The organism is Fontisphaera persica (assembly GCF_024832785.1).
In the GTDB taxonomy this organism is placed as follows: domain Bacteria; phylum Verrucomicrobiota; class Verrucomicrobiia; order Limisphaerales; family Fontisphaeraceae; genus Fontisphaera; species Fontisphaera persica.
Window position 1 is genome coordinate 855,155 of the sequence record NZ_CP116615.1, and the last position, 17,066, is coordinate 872,220.

Below are 17,066 nucleotides of genomic sequence, written 5' to 3' on the forward strand. Positions count from 1 at the left end.
CCTCAGTTTGCATGGCCACCATGGCTGCTTTGGCCCTGTTCACCGCCAGCGTCTGCGGCGGCGAGCCCATCAAGTTCTCCACCACGGACCAGAAGAAAATTGAACCAGCCAGGCCGGGAAGCAACCCCCTCGAAAAGTACCTGGAGCGGCCTTTTGAATCCCTGCGCCCAGATAGCTCCCTCGGCCCCGTGGTGCCGCCGCAAATGTTGCGTCCCATGCCGGCGCCTTCCCTGCCGGAAAAAAGTGACCGCGAAAAAGCAGGCTGGCAAAACAGTTGGATTTTTGCGCTGCCGCAAAACCAGGCCCGCCAGCCGACGGCGGAAGAGATTTTCAAAGTCGAACGCGTGGGTCCGGATGGGCGCCCCCTCCAAAAACCCACTCTCATGGAACAGTATTTCAAACAACGAGGGGGGCAGCCGGAAGAAGGTAGAACGGGCAACACCAGTCGTGAAGGAGCCAGCTCGCCTTTCGGCGGGCGTCCCAATGCCCAGAGCCGCCCGGACGCCGACCCCTTGAACCCGTACAACCGGCAAGAGGATGCCTTGGGGACGCGCCGCGAAGGCAACACCACCGGCATGCGCTCCATCCTGGACTTGGATGCAGGCCGGATGGGTTCGTGGAGCCGCAACACCGTGGACCGTGACGCCTTGGGCGGCGAAGCCAGCCTGAGCGAATTTTTCCGCGCCTCCCATGAGGAAATGAAGAAAGAGCGATTGCGTGACGAAAAACGGCAGGAATACCGCCTGATGTTGGAGAGCCGCACGTACCACGATTTGCAGCAAGGCCGCAAAGAAGGAGGATTGGGGCTGCAAACCCCGGGGTTAAATGAGCCGCCAACCATCGGCCCCAGCGTGTTGCGCGAGGCCGGCGGCTTAAGCCGGGATTTACGAACGGCCACCCCCATGAATCAGGATTTAACCCCCTTGCGCCGTCCCTCCCGCAGTGTGCTTGAGGAAGGCCGCGGAAACGCCGCTGGCGGCTACCTGCCATCCAGCCCCAGTGCGCTGCCGGAAACCCCACGCACCTCCCAGCAACAGCGGGAACGCCCCGCCGTCCTGCCCATTCCCAAGCGCGATTTTTAGCCATTCTCCGCCCTCGATAATGTACTTCCCATTTGACGAGCGGGGCGCGTTACTCAAAAGTGAAGAGCACCACCGGCTTGTGGTTTAAGCCGGGGGCACCTGCATGGCTAAAGAACGTCCCATCATTCTGGCCACCCGGGGCAGTGCGCTGGCGCTGGCCCAAACCCATTTCATTCTGGACCAATGCCGGGCGGCCTTTCCCCGCCTGTCCTTTGAAATCAAAATCATCAAAACCACCGGCGACAAACTCCAAACTGCCTCGCTGGCCAATCCCCAAGGCAATCTGCCCAAAGGGCTTTTCACCAAGGAATTAGAAGTCGCCCTCGTCAAAGGCCAGGCTGATATGGCCGTGCATAGTTTGAAGGATTTGCCGGTGGACTTGCCCCCCGGCCTCGCCCTCGGTGCCGTCTCCAAACGCGCCGACCCGCGCGATGTCCTCATCTACCGCGATGCCGAATGGTTGAAGGCCCAGGCCGCACGCGCCCAGGTGGAGGAATGGTCCCCCGGCCATGCGGAACGCCGCGGTTTCCTGCCCGGCACGGGATTGGCCGGTTTGCCGCCGGGCATCACCCTGGCCACCAGCAGCGCCCGCCGGCAGGCTCAGGTAAAAGCCCGCCGCCCGGACATCAAGCTGGTGGAAATCCGGGGTAATGTCGTGACACGCCTGGAGAAATTGGCCAACCGCCCGGAACTGGATGCCATGATTCTGGCCGCTGCCGGTTTGGAGCGATTGCATTTCCACATAGATGCTCACGGCAGGCTGCTGGGCGATGCTGTGCCGGACGGATTGCTGGCCATTAAACTCGATGTCAGCGAGATGGTGCCCTGTCCCGGCCAGGCGGCCATCGGCATTGAAATTCGCGCCGGAGATGAGCGAGTTCAGGCCATCTGCCAGCGGCTCAATCATTACAACACCTGGCAGGCCGTGACCGCCGAGCGCGCCTTCCTCAAAGCCATGGGCGGCGGCTGCCATAGCGCAGTCGCGGCGTATGCGGAGGCCCAGGGCGAACGTCTGTACATGCAGGCCGTGGCGGAAGTCGGCGGCAAAATGCAACGGGTGGAAGCCCGCCATCCTTTAAGCGAACCCCAGACCTTGGGGCAATTGCTGGCCGCGGAATTGAGCGGCAAATAGCCCTGCTCCTGCGGCCATCCAAAGTGTCGCTGAACCAGCGCTTCATACAAAAGCGCCCCTGCCGCCGTTCAAATTCCATTGTCCCACACCCGCAGGCAGGGTAACATCGCCCGCATGATGAACTTCAAGCATGGTTGCATAGTTTTGTGCGCTGGCATCTTAAGCCTGGTCCAGCTCCTGGCGGCTCAAGGACAGCGTTGGACCGAGGCCAAAGCCAATCAATGGCTCGACCGCACTGGCTGGCTGGTGGGCTGCAATTTCAACCCCAGCACCGCCATCAACCAGCTCGAAATGTGGCAGGCCGACACCTTTGACCCCGCCACCATGGACCGCGAACTGGCCTGGGCCGAACAGCTCGGCTTTAACAGCGTCCGCGTCTTCCTCCATGACATCCCGTGGCGGCAGGACAGCAAAGGCTTTCTCAATCGCCTCGAACGTTTCCTGCAAATTGCCGACCGCCACAAAATCGGCGTCATGTTTGTCCTGTTTGACAGTGTCTGGCATCCCTATCCCAAGCCCGGCCCGCAGCCTGCCCCCAAGCCTTTCGTCCACAACTCCGGCTGGGTGCAATCGCCGGGGTTGGACATCTTGAAGGACCCGGCGCGGCACGATGAACTCAAAGGCTATGTCACCGGCATCATCGGGCATTTCCGCAATGACCGGCGCGTCCAGGTCTGGGACTTGTTCAACGAACCCGACAACCGCAACAACAGCAGCTATGGCCAGTTTGAGCCGGAAAATAAAGCCGACCTGGCCTTGCAATTATTGCGCAAAACTTTTGCCTGGGCCCGCGAAGTCAATCCTTCGCAACCGCTCACGGCGGGCGTCTGGATTGGCAACTGGGCCGACCCCGCCAAACTCTCGCCCATGGAGCGTTTTTGCCTCGAACAATCCGACGTCATCAGTTTCCACTGCTACGGCCCCCTGGAAGAAATGCAACGCTGTGTGAACAACTTGCGGCGTTACAACCGCCCCATCCTCTGCACCGAGTACATGGCGCGTCCCCAGGGCAGCACCTTCGACCCCATCCTCGGCTACTTGAAGCAACAAAAAGTGGCCGCCTACAACTGGGGCTTCGTGGACGGCAAAACCCAGACCATTTTCCCGTGGGACTCCTGGCGCAAACCTTACACCAATGAACCGCCACTGTGGTTCCACGACATCTTCCGCCGCGACGGTACCCCCTACAAGGCTGACGAAGTGGAATACATCAAACGCGTCACCGGCAAGAAATAACCCGCCGTGTCTGCCTCAGTTTTCGCTCGTTGGCGCCCGTGGTGGAGGGCAGGGGCCTTGGTGGCTCTGTGGACCGGGGCCATGTCGGCTGCGGAGCCGCTGCAGTGCCCGCCAGTCAGCCGCGTCCAAGTCCAGGATGCTTTCTGGGCGCCCAAGCTGCAAATCATCCGCGAGCGCACCATTCCCCATTCCTGGCATTACATGCAATGGAATGAGCGCGCACTGCGCCATGCCGCCGGACAAAAAGTTGCCGGCGACCTCAACGGCACGTGGGACGAGGCGAATCTTTACAAATTTTTTGAGACCATCGCCTACGCCCTCGCCATGCAGCGCGATGCCGCCCTGGAAAAGCGTGTGGATGAACTGGTGGGCCTGCTGGCCCAAATACAAAGGCCCGATGGTTATGTCCATGTCTATATTATCAACTCCGGCAAACCCCCATGGGACCCCAAGTTTCTGGACGGCTCGCATGACGGCTACGTTTTAGGCCATCTCATCGAGGCCGCCATTGAGTACCATGCCGCCACCGGCAAATCCAATCTCCTGCACGTGGCCATGCGCGCGGCAGACCAGGCCTATAACCATTTCCTGGGCCCCAATGGCCAGCCCGGCTTTTGCGGCCATGCCGAACTGGAAATGGCCTTGGTGGAGTTGTACCGTCTCACCCGCCAGCCCCGTTACCTGGAACTCGCGCGCGCCTTTGTGGAATGGCGCGGCCACGGCAAGGTGCAACCTGCCGGTCCCACGCCGCGTGCCTATTTCCAGGACCATATGCCCCTGCGCGAGCAACGCACGCTCGAGGGCCATGCCGTCCGTGCCATCTTCTTCGCCACCGGCGTGGCAGACCTGGCCCTGGAAACCGGCGAGGCCGACTACCGCCTGGCCGCCCACCGCTTTTGGGACTGTGTGACCTTGCGCCGCATGGCCGTGACCGGCGCCATCGGCCCCCGGGCCGAACACGAGGCTCTGGGCGAGGACTACGAACTTCCCCATAACGGTTATTATGAGTCATGCGCCGCCTGCGGGCTGGCCGATTTTGCGCATCGCCTGTTTCTGCTGGAGCGCCATGCCGAGGCGGCGGATGTCCTCGAGCGCGTGCTCTACAACGCGGTCCTGCATGGCCTGGGCTTGTCGGGCACCAATAGTTACTACCAGAATCCGCTCAGCGACCGTAACCGCCCCCGCTATAATTCGTGGGTGTGTTGTCCCCCCAACCTCTCGCGCACCCTTTTGCAGGCAGGGCGCTATGCTTATGCCCACACCAAAACCGAGGTGTACTTCAATTTGTACGTGGGGGGTGTCGTCTCTTTGCCGCTCGCGGCAGGCCCCATGGACCTCGAGGTGCAGACGGATTATCCCTGGTCAGGCCAGGTGCGCATCCACGTGCGCCCCGCCAAACCCCAACGCGCCGCGCTGTTGCTTCGCTGGCCGGGCTGGTGCCGTCAAATGACCGTTAAAGTGAACGGCGCGCTCCTCCCGACCTCCGCCCTGCGCGAGCGCGGCTTTGTGAAATTGGAGCGCGACTGGCGCAACGGCGATGTGGTGGAGGTGGAGATGACCATGCCCGTCGAACGCTGGGTGGCCCACCCCAACGTCCAATCCTGCCGCGGTCAGGTGGCCCTCCAACGTGGACCGCTGGTGTACGGCTTTGAGGGATTGGACAATGACGGCCAGCCCCTGGTGGAATTAGGGGATGACCCTCAATTCCAAGTGGAGCATCGCCCCCAATGGTTGGGCGGGCTGACGGTTATACGCGGCGTGCGCGCCGATGGACGCCCCTTCCTGGCCATTCCCTTTTATGCCTTGGCCAATCGCGAGCCTTCCACCCAGGAGGTTTGGGCCAACCAGCGTGGCTGGCGCCTGAATGACTCCTGGTGGGAAGGGCGGTTGTACCGCCGATGGGAGGAAGTGCGGGAGGCGCCCAAATAATACGGGCGGCCCTTACGGCGGCGGGGCAGGGGATTAAGGCTTCGGAGGGTTTATTTCCCGCTTGAGAAAAGCTGCGGCAATTGGCTCCAGAAAAGGTCGCAGCACCTCATAATGGTCCGCGCCCTTTTTCCTCGGCCAGGACTGCCCGGCGCGCGCCACCACCAAATCCAGGCTCGGTACCACCACTATCAGACTGTCATACAGCCCCCAGGACCAGTACGCATCTCGCGGCAGACCCCGCATGGTGCCGTCAAAATTATTCCACCAAAGCATCCGGTAATGCGCCGAGGCGCGCCCGTATTCCTCGGGCAATCGCACCGGCAGCCTGGCCAGCGCGGCGTCCGGCGTGCGGAGCATCCTCACAAACTCCGGCGGGAGAATTGTTTGGCCCTTCCACACGCCCTCCCGTAAATGCAGGTACCCAATGCGCGCCATGGCGTTGACGTTGGCATGGAACCCGGAGCCAAACTCGCGCCGCTTGATGCCGTCAAGGGTAGCCGGCCGGTAGGCATGATTACGCCACCGCAAATCCCCGGCCCCAATGCCGATGGGTGCACATACGCGCTCAAAGAGCACCTCGTTCAAATCCCGCCCATAGACCTTGGTTAAACAATCAGCCAGCCAGTTGGGGCCGCCATCGCTATAACTCCATTGGCTGTCCGGCTCAAAGAGCAGGGGCACAAACCCGCCCGGTTTGTCAAAGCCCGCCGTTTGGTCCGCCAGCATCCGCAAGGTGATGCGCGGCAGCCACCCCGTCAGTTTGTTGGTTTCCGGAGGCAAGCCAAACCCGGGCAGGTGTTGCATGGCGGGATCGTCCAATTTCACCTTCCCATCTTTCAAGGCCAGTCCCAGTATCATGCAACCGATGGATTTGGAGGAAGACTTGAGGTCATACAACGCCTGTGTATCCCCCCATCGCATTATGACCTTGCCCTGATGCACCATGAGCCCCGACCCGCCCGCGCTCAGGGCGTAATCGCGGGCCGCCTGCAGGCGCGCCTCATCTACTCCCAAATCAGCCGGCCGCGCCTCTGGCCAGGTTTCCCCCGGATAGATGGCCGCCAGCCCTTCCCCCAGCATCATCAAAACCGCGCTCAGCAAACCGCTCAGCAAAAGCTGTCGGCGGGCGCCCTGGCTCTGGCCTGGCATGGCAGTCATCCAATCATATGGCACGGCGCCGGGCCGCTTACTTTTTCCCCAGCAATTTTTTCAAGTGCTTGATTGAGCGCTCGGCCTGCTCCACCGTGCCGCACTCCACCGAAAACACAATGTCCCGTTTGGCCTTACGGCAAATCTTGATGACCCGCTCCCAGTCAATCACGCCGTCTCCGCAGGCGCAGCCCACTGGCGTGCCGGTCACCTTGCCGCGCTCGGCTTCCGAGTGTTGCACGCTGATGTCCTTGGCATGCAAATGCACCAGGCGATCCACCACCCGCTCCAGCCACGGATAAGGATCCTCGCCCGCCAGGTAACTGTTGCCAGTGTCGAAATTAATCCCTATGACCGGGCTTTTCACCAGCGACCAGATTTTGTCCAACCCGGCGGGGGTCTTGCTGTATTGCTGATGACATTCCAGCCCAATCAGGATGCCCCGTGGCTCGGCCACCTTCGCGGCTTCCATTAGAGTGTACCGCATCAGCACGTGGTCCTCCGCCGCGGTGGTCCATGCCGGCTTGGGGCCTTCATCCGTGTTGATGACCGGCGCGCCGCACTCCGCCGCAAAGCGAATGGCCTGTTTCAAGTATTCCACGCTGATTTCCGGCTTGATTAACGGGCAGTGCGCCGACAGCCCCGACAGCCGCACCTTGTGCTCCGCGCAGGCGCGCTTGATGCGCAACGGATCGTCGAGCATGGAAACACTGTGGAAATACCCCGCTTCGCTGAGCAGCTCGCGGCCCCAATGCACCATGGGTTCAATGAATTTATAGCCCAGTTCGGCGGCCTTTCTCACGCCCCATTCAAAGGGTTTGTCATCGTGCCGCACAAACTCCAGGTTGATGCCAATGTGAATGTTTGCCATAGGGAATCAGGGGTTGGAGGTGGTTTGAATTTGGTAAGCCCGCGAATTCAGAAATTCCATCGTGCGCGCGCCCTTGTGCAACGTGACCAGATACCGCAGCGCAAAGCTCTGGCCGGCGCGATAGCTTTGCGGTTGCTGGTCCAGCGCTTGCGTGGCCGACAAATAGGCAAAGGGATTCAGCATGGAAAAAAACTTCGGCGGCGCAGTGTTCAAGGGATGGTTGAAAATCGCCAGCGTCACCTCGCCCCCTTCCACCGTCCCCACCAGTGCGCCCCACTCACCCCCCACCACATCCCATTTCGCCTCAGCGCTGTACACCGCGCCAATGGGATTCAAACGCCTCGCCACGCGATTGAATGAGGGCACCGGCCGGAATCCCAAACCATGATATCCCGCTCCCGTGATGCGATACGAGTTGGTGGCCGTGCCGGTGGTGAACTGGGAATGCCACTCCAGGCTCACTTCTTCCAAGGCGGCATCCACCCGCAGCCGCAGCGTCCGCTCCTCTTGCAATAATGCCACTTGCGCCAAATCCGGATGCCCGCGCTCCGTCGGCCTTACCCAATACAACCGTTGATAAATGACGGCTTCGCCGCGCGGGTCCACATAACCGACCGTGCTCGGCCCGGAGGCCACCACTTGAACCCCTGCCGTCGGTGATTCCTCCCAAAAATTGAGGTCATTAACCTTGAAGGCCATCATCAGGCCGTGGTGATGCAAGTGGTCCGGCGGTGCATCCAGTAGCACGTTGTGCCCCTCCAGCGTGCGCAGTTCTTTAACGTAAGGCTTAAATTGAATGTTGGTGAAAACGTACTTTAACAAAGGCCTGGCCTGGTAAATTACTTCCACCTGGTCCTTGCCCCGCTGAAATTGCCACACGCCCGGAGCGGCCAGTCCCCCAAAGGCGGACACCCAAACCAGAATGCACGTCCCAATGCCGGGGAATTTCATCGGCCTGATGCTGCCTCGCTGCCCTCGCCAGCGCAAGCAAAAGCTGCTGCCTTTCCCCGGGCGCGCCACCTCATCCTTGAGCATTATTTTCGAGTGGCGGCGGCCAGCTTTTCGCAAATCGTCTCCACATCAAACACCGCCCCACCCCACGCTCCACCACTCGCAGATTGCAGGGCCGCCCACAATCGCGTGGCCGCAGGCAACCGCGGATGCGGCGCCAAATCTGCCCGCATTTTGCGGCGCTGTAATATGCTCGTCCCATGCGCCGGACTAACCGCGCGTCCTTTTTCGCCCACCATGTCCACGGTCCCTTCCAGCCGCCGCATGTCCAAATGAATCCGCACTACATCGCCGTCCCGCAATTTGCCAATCGGCCCGCCGGCCAGCGCTTCCGGCCCAATGTGCCCAATGCAGACACCGGTGGACACCCCGGAAAACCGCCCGTCTGTGAGCAACGCCACCTTGCCGCCATACGGCAGGTATTTCAGAGCTGAAGTCACCTGATAGGTTTCTTCCATGCCCGTGCCCATCGGCCCAATCCCGGCAATCACCATGATGTCCCCCGCCACAATCCGCCGCTGCCGAATGGCCTCCATGGCCGCGGCTTCGCTGACAAACACCTTCACCGGCGCTTCATGGTGGTAAATCCCCTGCGCATCCAATAATTTCGGGTCCACCGCCGTGCTCTTGATTACCGCACCCTCCGGCATGAGATTGCCCCGCGGGAATAGCAGCGTGCCCGCCAAACCGCGCTCCGCCGCCTGTTCCGGCGGCAGGATGACCTCCTCCGGCGCCACCCCGTCCAACTCCTGCAACAGGCGCCGAAATTTGCGCCGCCGCAGCGATTTTTCCCAGGCATCCAGCACTTTCTCCACCGTCGCGCCCAGAACCGTCAAGGCTTCCGTCTGCAAGAGCCCCAGCCGCCGCAAGTGCAACATCACCTCCGGCACGCCTCCGGCCAGGAAAACACGCACCGTGGGATGATGCACCGGCCCATTGGGCAGCACACTCACCAGCCGCGGCGTCTGCTGCAGGATGCGCCGCCAATCTTCCACCGTGGGCCGCGGAAGCCCCGCAGCGTGGGCAATCGCCGGCAAATGCAGCAGCAGATTGGTGGAGCCGCCAAACGCCGCAAAAACCGTCATCGCATTATGCAGACTCGCCTCGGTCAGGATGCTCGCGCTGGTCAGACCGCGTTTCTGCAGGCGCACCAGCGCGCGCGCGGAGCGCACCGCCAAATCATGCCACACCGGAAAGCCCGACGGCGCCAATGCCGCGTGCGGCACCGTCAGTCCCAAAGCTTCCCCCACCACCTGCGCCGTGGCGGCTGTGCCGAGGAATTGGCAGCCTCCCCCCGGGGTTGCGCAGGCGCGGCAGCCCCATTCCGCCGCTTGCTCCAAAGTAATCAAACCATGCGTGAACCGCGCCCCAATGCTCTGAATGGCGGCGGCATCCTCGCCTGATTCTGGCGGCAGAGTGACACCTCCCGGCACGAGCACCACCGGCAGGCTACGCGCGCCGGCCAGTGCCATCATCATGGCGGGCAATCCTTTGTCGCACGTCGCCACGCCCAGCACCCCCCGGGTGGTCGGCAGCGAGCGAATCAGCCGCCCAAAGATTTGTGCCGCATCATTGCGGTAAGGCAGGCTGTCCATCATCCCCGGCGTGCCCTGCGTGCGCCCATCACACGGGTCACTGCAATACCCCGCAAAAGGGATGGCCCCCAGCCGCTGTAGTTCCCGCGCCGCATCCCCCACCAGCTCGCTGATTTCCCAATGGCCCGTATGATATCCCAGCGCCACCGGCTGCCCCGCGGCATCCCGCAATCCCCCCTGCGTGCTGAGGATGAGAAAATGGGAGCGCTTGAGTTCCGCCGGATTCCATCCCATCGCCGCATTTTGCGTCATCCCGAATAAATCCCCGCTGGGACGTGTGCGCAAATCTTCGGGGGTCAGGGGCAGTCTTCCGGCAGGCCCGGCGGCATGAGTGGCCACCCGGTAAATTGCCTGCGGGCCGGAGGGTACAAGCGGCTCAGTTTTCACAAGGTAATCTTGCCAGCATGCATGCGCATGGCGGCCTCTACTTAAAACAAAGCCCGTTTTCCTTCAATGATAGGTTTTGACTGGCTGGCAGTTTGGGTTATGGTGCAATCTCAATTTGCAAGCCCGGCTGGTTGGAGTGTTGTGGCTCCCAACCCCGGCACACCCGATTATGGAAGTTATCATTCAACAAGATGCCGAGGCCGCCTCGCTGCTGGTGGCCAAACTCATCGCCAAGGCGCTGCGCGAGAATCCCTTTCTGGTGCTTGGCCTGGCCACCGGCGGCACCATGGAAGCCGTCTATGCCCACCTGGTCCGCATGCACAAGGAGGAGGGACTGGATTTTTCCCTCTGTCGCACCTTCAACCTGGACGAATATGTGGGCCTGCCCCCCGACGACCCCAATTCCTACCGCCAATACATGCAGCGCCATTTGTTCAGCCACGTGAACATCAATCCCCGCATGACCCATCTGCCCAATGGCATGGCCGCGGACCTCGACCGCGAATGCGACGAATACGAAAAACTCATCAAACGCTTCGGCGGCGTGGATTTGCAACTCCTGGGCATTGGCCGCGACGGCCACATCGGTTTCAACGAGCCTTTGTCCGCCTTGTTGTCACGCACCCGCGTCAAGGCCCTCACCCCCACCACCGTGGCGCAGAATGCCATCTACTTCGGCGACCCCCACAAAGTCCCCCGCCGCGCCATCACCATGGGCGTGGGCACCATTCTGGATGCCCGCCGCTGCCTGCTCCTGGCCACCGGCGCGCATAAAGCCGAAATCGTGGCCAAAGCCGTGGAAGGGCCGGTCACCGCCATGATTTCTGCCACCGCTTTGCAGTTGCATCCTAAATGCACCGTGGTGGTGGATGAAGCCGCCGCCTCCAAACTGCAAGGGCATGAGTACTACCGCTGGATTTTCCAAACTGAGCCTGAATGGGCCGAGTTTCGTTGAACGCCATGAGCCTTGTACGCACCTTCAAAGTGGACCAACTCCCCGTGCGGGTGTACGCCAACCAGCCCGCCATGGCCGCAGCCGCTGCGGCGGAAGTCCGGGATTTTCTCGCCAGCCTAATCCAACAACAGGGCCAGGCGCGCGTCATCCTGGCTTCCGCAGCCTCTCAGGAGCAATTCCTGGCAGCGTTGGTTGCGCTGCCGGGTGTGGACTGGTCTCGTATCACCCTCTTTCACATGGACGAATACCTCGGCATCACCGCCGAACACCCCGCCAGCTTCCGGAAATTTTTGCGCGAACGTGTCGAGTCCCGCGTAAAGCCTCATTGTTTTCATTACATCCAGGGGGAAGCCCCGGAGCCGCTGAAGGAAATTGACCGTTACACCGCTTTGTTGCAGGCCATGCCCATAGACCTGTGCTGCCTGGGCATCGGTGAAAACGGCCACATTGCCTTCAACGACCCGCCGGTGGCGGATTTTGCGGACCCGCGTCCCATGAAGCTGGTGCAGTTGGACGAACGCTGCCGCCGACAGCAGGTGGGCGAGGGGGCCTTTCCCTCCCTGGAGGCCGTCCCGCATTACGCCTACACCTTGACCGTGCCCACGCTGTGCGCGGCCCGCAAAATGGTGTGCATCGTGCCGGAACGCCGCAAAGCGGAAGCGGTGCGTCTTGCGTTGCAAGGCCCATTGAGCACCGCCTGCCCCGCCTCCATCTTACGCCGCCAGCAGCATGCCGTGCTGTACCTGGACGCCGATTCCGCAGCGGAGCTGCCGCCAGAATTTCCCAACGCTTGACGCGATGATGAACCTGCCTTTTACGCCGGCCGTGTACGAGCACGCTGCCCGCTTTGTCGGGCGCACGCCGTGGGAAGTCTCCCGCAACCCTGAACTCCTATACGCCGGACACCGCGCCGCCTGGCTGACTTACCACCACACGCCCGTAGTGGTGGGCATTGACATCTACAACCTGGAAGCCGAAGCCTATGGCGCCCACATTACCGTGCCGGAAGGCAACGGCATCCCCGCCATCCATGAACCTTTGGTGGATAGTGTCGAAGCAGGGCTGGCCCTGCCGCCCTTTGACCCGCAGCGCGATGGCCGCCTGCCGATGGTTATCGCCGTGGCGCAGCGCTTGAAACGTGACCTGCCCGAGGCCGACGTGCGCCTTCCCGTGGCTGGTCCGTTCTCGGTTGCCTTTAATTTGCGCGGCATCCAGAACCTTTGTGAAGACGTGGCTCTGCGCCCCCAACTCACGGCCCGCTGGCTCATGCAGCTCGCCGATAACCAGGCCCGCTTTTGCCGTGCCATTGCCGCGGCAGGATTGGACATCGCCTTCTTCGAGTCCGCCGCCGCGCCCCCCTTGCTTTCCCCGCGCCAGTTTCGCGAAATCGAATTGCCCGCCCTCCAGCGCATACTCAGTCTCGCGGCGGACATCGTGGGACACCCCGTGCCCTGCATCATGGGCGGCGACACCTTCCGCATTTACGACGAATTGATGTCCACCGGCACGCACTTTGTCGTGTGCAATGTCGAAACCAACCAGGCCGCCTTTGTGGCGCGTGCCAAAGTGGAGCATCCTCACGTGCGCATCCGGGTGAACATGGACGCCGCCATTGTGGCTTGCGACCAGCCGGAGCGCATTTACCGCGAAATTGACCGCATCGTGGCGCTGACGGCGGGCCATCCCAATTGTTTGCTCGGCACCGGTTGCCTGCCGTATGAAACACCCCCCGGCAACGTTCAGCTCATCAAAGACTACCTCGCCTCCCTCTCGTGAGCCGGACGCCGCCGCCCCAGCCGCCGCACCACTTCCCGGATGTTCCAGTCCTCCGCTTCCAGCGCCGCTTGCGCTTGTTCAGGGGGGGCGCCGGTTAAATGACTGACGATGCGCACCGCCCGCGCGCGCAGCTTGGAATTGGTGGGCCGCATGTCCACCATCCAATGCCCCAGCACCTTGCCCAGGCGCACCATGCTCAGCGTGGAAATGAGGTTCAATGCCAGTTTGGTGGCCGTCCCCGCCTTGAGCCGCGTGGAGCCGGTCAGCACCTCCGGCCCCGTGGGCAGGCAAATAAATCGGTGGGGCTGTTTTTCCTCCGGTAATTGCAGCCGCGGGTTGCAATGCAGGAGCACCGTGTAGGCGCCGAGCTTGCGTGCCTGGCACAGTGCGCTCAAGACAAAGGGCGTGCGCCCGCTGCTGGCGATGCCGATGACCACATCCTTGGCCGTAATCCCTCGTCCCACCATGGCTTGCCGGCCCGCCGCCTCATCGTCTTCCGCCCCTTCCACCGCCTGAAACACCGCCGGCGCCCCGCCCGCCATGATGCCTTGCACCATCTCCGCTGGCACGCTGAAGGTGGGCGGGCATTCACTGGCATCCAGGATTCCCAGCCGTCCGCTGGTGCCTGCGCCCACATAAAAAAGCCGCCCGCCACGCCGGAAGGCCCGCACCACCCGGCGAATGGTCTCCTCCAAATCCCGGCGGGCAGCCCGCACCGCCGCAGGGGTCCGTTGCTCCTCACTCAACATCAAATCAATCGCCCGGGACAGCGGCAGTTCGTCCAGATGCCGGGAGCGCGGGTTGGGCTCCTCGGTGGGCGAAAGAAGGGGATTAAGTTTGATGGATGCGGCGTTGTTATTCCTCAAGCACGGAGCCTTGGGCAGCCTTGCCAGCCGCGCCGCCAATTCCACCGCTCCCCATGCGCTTTCCCGGCTGAGCTTGACCACCTTGGCCTGCGGCCAGCGGGCCCGAATCTCCCGGGACACCCGCGCGGCGAATCGGGGCTGCTTTAACAGCGTGCCGCCCGCCAGAATAAACTCCACCGCCGACCGCGGGCGCGCAATCCGCCGGGCGCACGCCGCCGCATCACTGGCCAGGTGCTCGGCGGCCTCCCGCAATACCGCCTCGGCGTGCCGGTCACCGGCATTGGCCGCGTCAAACACCGTCACCGCCAGCGCGGCCATCTGGTCTTTGGTGGCCGTTTTGGCCCAATCAATCAAATCCTCCGGCACATTCAAATTCAGCCGTGTCAAAAAGCGCGCCCCCAGCGCCGGCCAGCGGCGCGTATGGTCATAAATGGCCAGTGTTTGACGCAAAGCAGTGACCGCAATCCAATACGCGCTGCCCCAGTCGCCCAGCAAATGTCCCCAACCGCCAGTGCGCACCCCGCGCCCCTCCGTCTGCCCGTAACAACAAGAACCCGTGCCGCTCAGCACCAACACCCGCGGCAGCGGCTGGCGCGCCGGCTGTGCCGCCAGCGCGGTTTCCAAATCATTGGTCGCCAGGCAGGGCACCGCCGGCCAGCACTCCGCCGCCGCTCGCCGAATGCGCTCGCGGTCTGACTCCAACCGTGCCCCAGGCAAACCAATCGCCAGGGCATCCGGGCGCGGAAATTGACGGGCAACCTCCCGCAATAGCTCCGTCAACTGTTCATCGGTTAGTAGATGCAAATTGGCTGGCCCCCCCTCCCAGCGCTGCACCTGCTCACCCTGGACAAACAGGGCCACCGTGCAGGTCCCGCCGCCTTCGATGCCCAGCAGTTTGGGTGTGTTGGGGAATGGGCCAGCCGTCAAAGCCATGCCCCCATCATTCGACGATTACCGCTGGAATGCAAGCCTGCGCATGGCCCCATCCGGAAGGCGGGCGCATGCCCTCCACCCGCCTGTCCCGCCCCCCGAACGGCTCAGATGCCCTCGCCCAGGTTGGGTGGCATTTCGATGATCTGGCTGGTCTCCGGCGGCAGAGGCGCGCCTTCCTGCGCCAGAATCCGGTAGGCCTTGATTTGGAAGGACACTTCGCAGTTATCGTGCAGCCCCAGCGCATGGTATTCCTCCTTGGTCATTCGCGCGCGAATGGTCAGGCCGGACGGCAGCTCCAATTCCAGCCGCAACATGATGCCTAAAAAGAACGTATGCCGCAACACCGCCCGGTAACGGTACTGGGTCAAATCCGGTGAAATCTGCACCGCGTAGGGACGGAAGCCAATCCGCATGGCCTGTCCTTCATTCAGCCCGTGCGCCGGAAATTCCAGCTCGCCGCACCGCGCCATCCCATCACGCACCACCGTCTCCAGCACATTCATCACCCCCACAAACCGCGCCACAAATTCATTGGCCGGTTGCTCATACACCTCGCGCGGCGTGCCGATTTGCTCCAGCCGCCCGCGCGAAAAAATGGCAATCCGCCGGCTCACCTCCATCGCCTCTTCCTGATCGTGGGTGACAAAAATGGTCGTCAGATTCAATTCGTCATGCAAATGCACCAGCCACTCCCGCAATTCCTGCCGGATTTTGGCGTCCACCGCCCCAAACGGCTCATCCAGCAGCAGCACCCGCGGCTGAATGGCCAGCGCGCGGGCAATGGCCACCCGCTGGCGCTGCCCGCCCGAAAGCTGATGCGGATACCGCTGGCTGAGTCCTTCCAAATCAAACAATTTCAACAATTCCTGCACGCGCTGCGCCTGCGCCTCCGCTTTCCACTTCTTGACCTTCAACCCGAACGCAATGTTGTCAAAGACGTTCATCGTCTTGAACAACGCATAATTTTGAAACACAAACCCAATATTGCGCCGTTGCACCGGCACATGGTTCACGCGCTCCCCATGAATGAAAATGTCCCCTTCAGTGGGCTCCTCCAGCCCGGCAATCATGCGTAGCACCGTGGTCTTGCCACAGCCACTCGGCCCCAGCAGAGCCAGCAGCTCTCCATCCTGCACTTCCAGATTGACCCGGCTCACCGCCTCGACGTGGCCAAAACGCTTCGTTAAATTGCGTAATTGAATGCTCATGCGTTCCCTGAATTCCCATTTTCACTCGGCGCCCCTGCCTCCGGGGCCTGCTGCGCCAGCCATTCCTCGCGGGCCACCCGCCACTCCAGCCAGGTTTTAATCACCAGCGTCACCAGCGCCAGCATCGCCAGCAGGCTGGCCACCGCAAAGGCCCCGGCGGCATTGTATTCATTGTAAAGTTTTTCCACCCGCAACGGCAGGGTATCCGTCAGCCCCGCAATGTGGCTGGAGACCACCGAGACCGCGCCAAATTCCCCCATCGCCCGGGCGTTGCAGAGAATGATCCCATACAGCAGCCCCCACTTGACCGACGGCAGCGTCACATGCCAGAACGTCCGCCAGCCGCTGGCGCCCAGCGTCAGGGCCGCCTGCTCCTGATCCGAGCCGCTGGCCTGCATCACCGGAATCAGCTCCCGGGCGACAAACGGAAAAGTCACAAACAAGGTGGCCAGCGCCATGCCCGACACCGAAAACACGATATGAATCCCGCGCTCCCGCAGCCACTCGCCCAGCACTCCCTGCGCTCCAAATAGCACGACAATCATCAAGCCCGAGACCACCGGTGAAACCGAAAAGGGGAGGTCGATCAACGCGGTCAGGATGGACTTGCCCCGAAATTCAAACTTCGCAATGGCCCACGCCGCCGCCAGCCCAAAGAGGCAGTTAAGCGGCACGCAAATCGCCGCAATCAGCAGCGTCAACTTAATCGCCGCCAGCGTGTGCGGATGCGCAATGGACTGCTGGTAATACTGCCAGCCCCGGCTGAGCGCCTGGGCAAAGACATTGGCCAGCGGCAGAAAAAGAAACACCACCGCAAACGCCATCGCCAGCCCCGTCAGCCCCCACCGCACCCACGCGGGTTCATCCGTGCTGCGCCGCAATTTCCGCCGTGGCGCGCTGATCTGGCTTTTAACGTGTCCCGCCATAATCGTGTCC

General features: G+C 62.1%; 14 protein-coding genes. 7 read left to right on the top strand and 7 right to left on the bottom strand.

Features of this window, described 5'->3' with window-relative positions; genetic code table 11:
• The first annotated feature begins 20 nt into the window (after positions 1-20).
• The 4 genes from NXS98_RS03235 (at position 21) to NXS98_RS03250 (ending at position 5,379) form a co-directional block, all read left to right on the top strand.
• Positions 21-1,082, top strand: coding sequence for a hypothetical protein (locus tag NXS98_RS03235; protein ID WP_283847032.1), 1,062 nt, complete (start codon positions 21-23; stop codon positions 1,080-1,082).
• A gap of 103 nt (positions 1,083-1,185) precedes the next feature.
• Entirely contained in the window at positions 1,186-2,214 is a 1,029-nt protein-coding gene (locus NXS98_RS03240) for a hydroxymethylbilane synthase (RefSeq protein WP_283847033.1), read from the top strand.
• A 114-nt stretch (positions 2,215-2,328) separates the two neighbouring features.
• Positions 2,329-3,450, top strand: coding sequence for a cellulase family glycosylhydrolase (locus NXS98_RS03245; protein ID WP_283847034.1), 1,122 nt, complete (start codon positions 2,329-2,331; stop codon positions 3,448-3,450).
• Positions 3,451-3,531: 81 nt separating this feature from the next.
• Positions 3,532-5,379 (top strand): glycoside hydrolase family 127 protein, encoded by a 1,848-nt coding sequence (locus NXS98_RS03250; protein ID WP_283847035.1) that lies wholly within the window; start codon positions 3,532-3,534, stop codon positions 5,377-5,379.
• Positions 5,380-5,412: 33 nt separating this feature from the next.
• On the opposite strand, the gene NXS98_RS03255 is transcribed toward NXS98_RS03250, so the two are convergent.
• The 4 genes from NXS98_RS03255 to NXS98_RS03270 all read right to left on the bottom strand — a co-directional run bounded on the left by NXS98_RS03255 (position 5,413) and on the right by NXS98_RS03270 (position 10,392).
• Positions 5,413-6,537 (bottom strand): serine hydrolase domain-containing protein, encoded by a 1,125-nt coding sequence (locus tag NXS98_RS03255; protein ID WP_283847036.1) that lies wholly within the window; start codon positions 6,535-6,537, stop codon positions 5,413-5,415.
• A 28-nt stretch (positions 6,538-6,565) separates the two neighbouring features.
• Positions 6,566-7,399, bottom strand: coding sequence for a sugar phosphate isomerase/epimerase family protein (locus NXS98_RS03260; RefSeq protein ID WP_283847037.1), 834 nt, complete (start codon positions 7,397-7,399; stop codon positions 6,566-6,568).
• A 6-nt stretch (positions 7,400-7,405) separates the two neighbouring features.
• Positions 7,406-8,350, bottom strand: a complete 945-nt coding sequence (locus NXS98_RS03265; RefSeq protein WP_283847038.1) for a DUF6807 family protein — start codon at positions 8,348-8,350, stop codon at positions 7,406-7,408.
• An 83-nt stretch (positions 8,351-8,433) separates the two neighbouring features.
• The gene (locus tag NXS98_RS03270) at positions 8,434-10,392 is read right to left on the bottom strand and encodes a YjhG/YagF family D-xylonate dehydratase (protein WP_283847039.1); all 1,959 of its coding nucleotides are present in this window, start codon (positions 10,390-10,392) and stop codon (positions 8,434-8,436) included.
• Positions 10,393-10,561: 169 nt separating this feature from the next.
• Here NXS98_RS03270 and nagB point away from each other — a divergent pair, with 169 nt between their 5' ends.
• From nagB to NXS98_RS03285, 3 genes are read left to right on the top strand one after another with little or no spacing between them, the layout of a single operon-like run.
• The gene (gene nagB, locus NXS98_RS03275) at positions 10,562-11,347 is read left to right on the top strand and encodes a glucosamine-6-phosphate deaminase (RefSeq protein WP_283847040.1); all 786 of its coding nucleotides are present in this window, start codon (positions 10,562-10,564) and stop codon (positions 11,345-11,347) included.
• A gap of 5 nt (positions 11,348-11,352) precedes the next feature.
• Positions 11,353-12,141, top strand: a complete 789-nt coding sequence (locus tag NXS98_RS03280) for a glucosamine-6-phosphate deaminase (RefSeq protein WP_283847041.1) — start codon at positions 11,353-11,355, stop codon at positions 12,139-12,141.
• A 4-nt stretch (positions 12,142-12,145) separates the two neighbouring features.
• Positions 12,146-13,123, top strand: a complete 978-nt coding sequence (locus NXS98_RS03285; protein ID WP_283847042.1) for a uroporphyrinogen decarboxylase family protein — start codon at positions 12,146-12,148, stop codon at positions 13,121-13,123.
• Here the strand turns inward: NXS98_RS03285 and murQ are convergent.
• The 3 genes from murQ to cysW all read right to left on the bottom strand — a co-directional run bounded on the left by murQ (position 13,102) and on the right by cysW (position 17,056).
• Positions 13,102-14,922 (bottom strand): N-acetylmuramic acid 6-phosphate etherase, encoded by a 1,821-nt coding sequence (gene murQ / locus NXS98_RS03290; RefSeq protein WP_283847043.1) that lies wholly within the window; start codon positions 14,920-14,922, stop codon positions 13,102-13,104. The genes NXS98_RS03285 and murQ overlap by 22 nt on opposite strands.
• A gap of 104 nt (positions 14,923-15,026) precedes the next feature.
• A complete protein-coding gene (locus tag NXS98_RS03295; protein ID WP_283847044.1) occupies positions 15,027-16,130 on the bottom strand; it encodes a sulfate/molybdate ABC transporter ATP-binding protein in 1,104 nt (367 codons plus the stop codon).
• Positions 16,127-17,056 (bottom strand): sulfate ABC transporter permease subunit CysW, encoded by a 930-nt coding sequence (cysW, locus tag NXS98_RS03300; protein ID WP_283847045.1) that lies wholly within the window; start codon positions 17,054-17,056, stop codon positions 16,127-16,129. The genes NXS98_RS03295 and cysW overlap by 4 nt, the downstream gene beginning before the upstream one ends.
• Positions 17,057-17,066 lie beyond the last annotated feature (10 nt).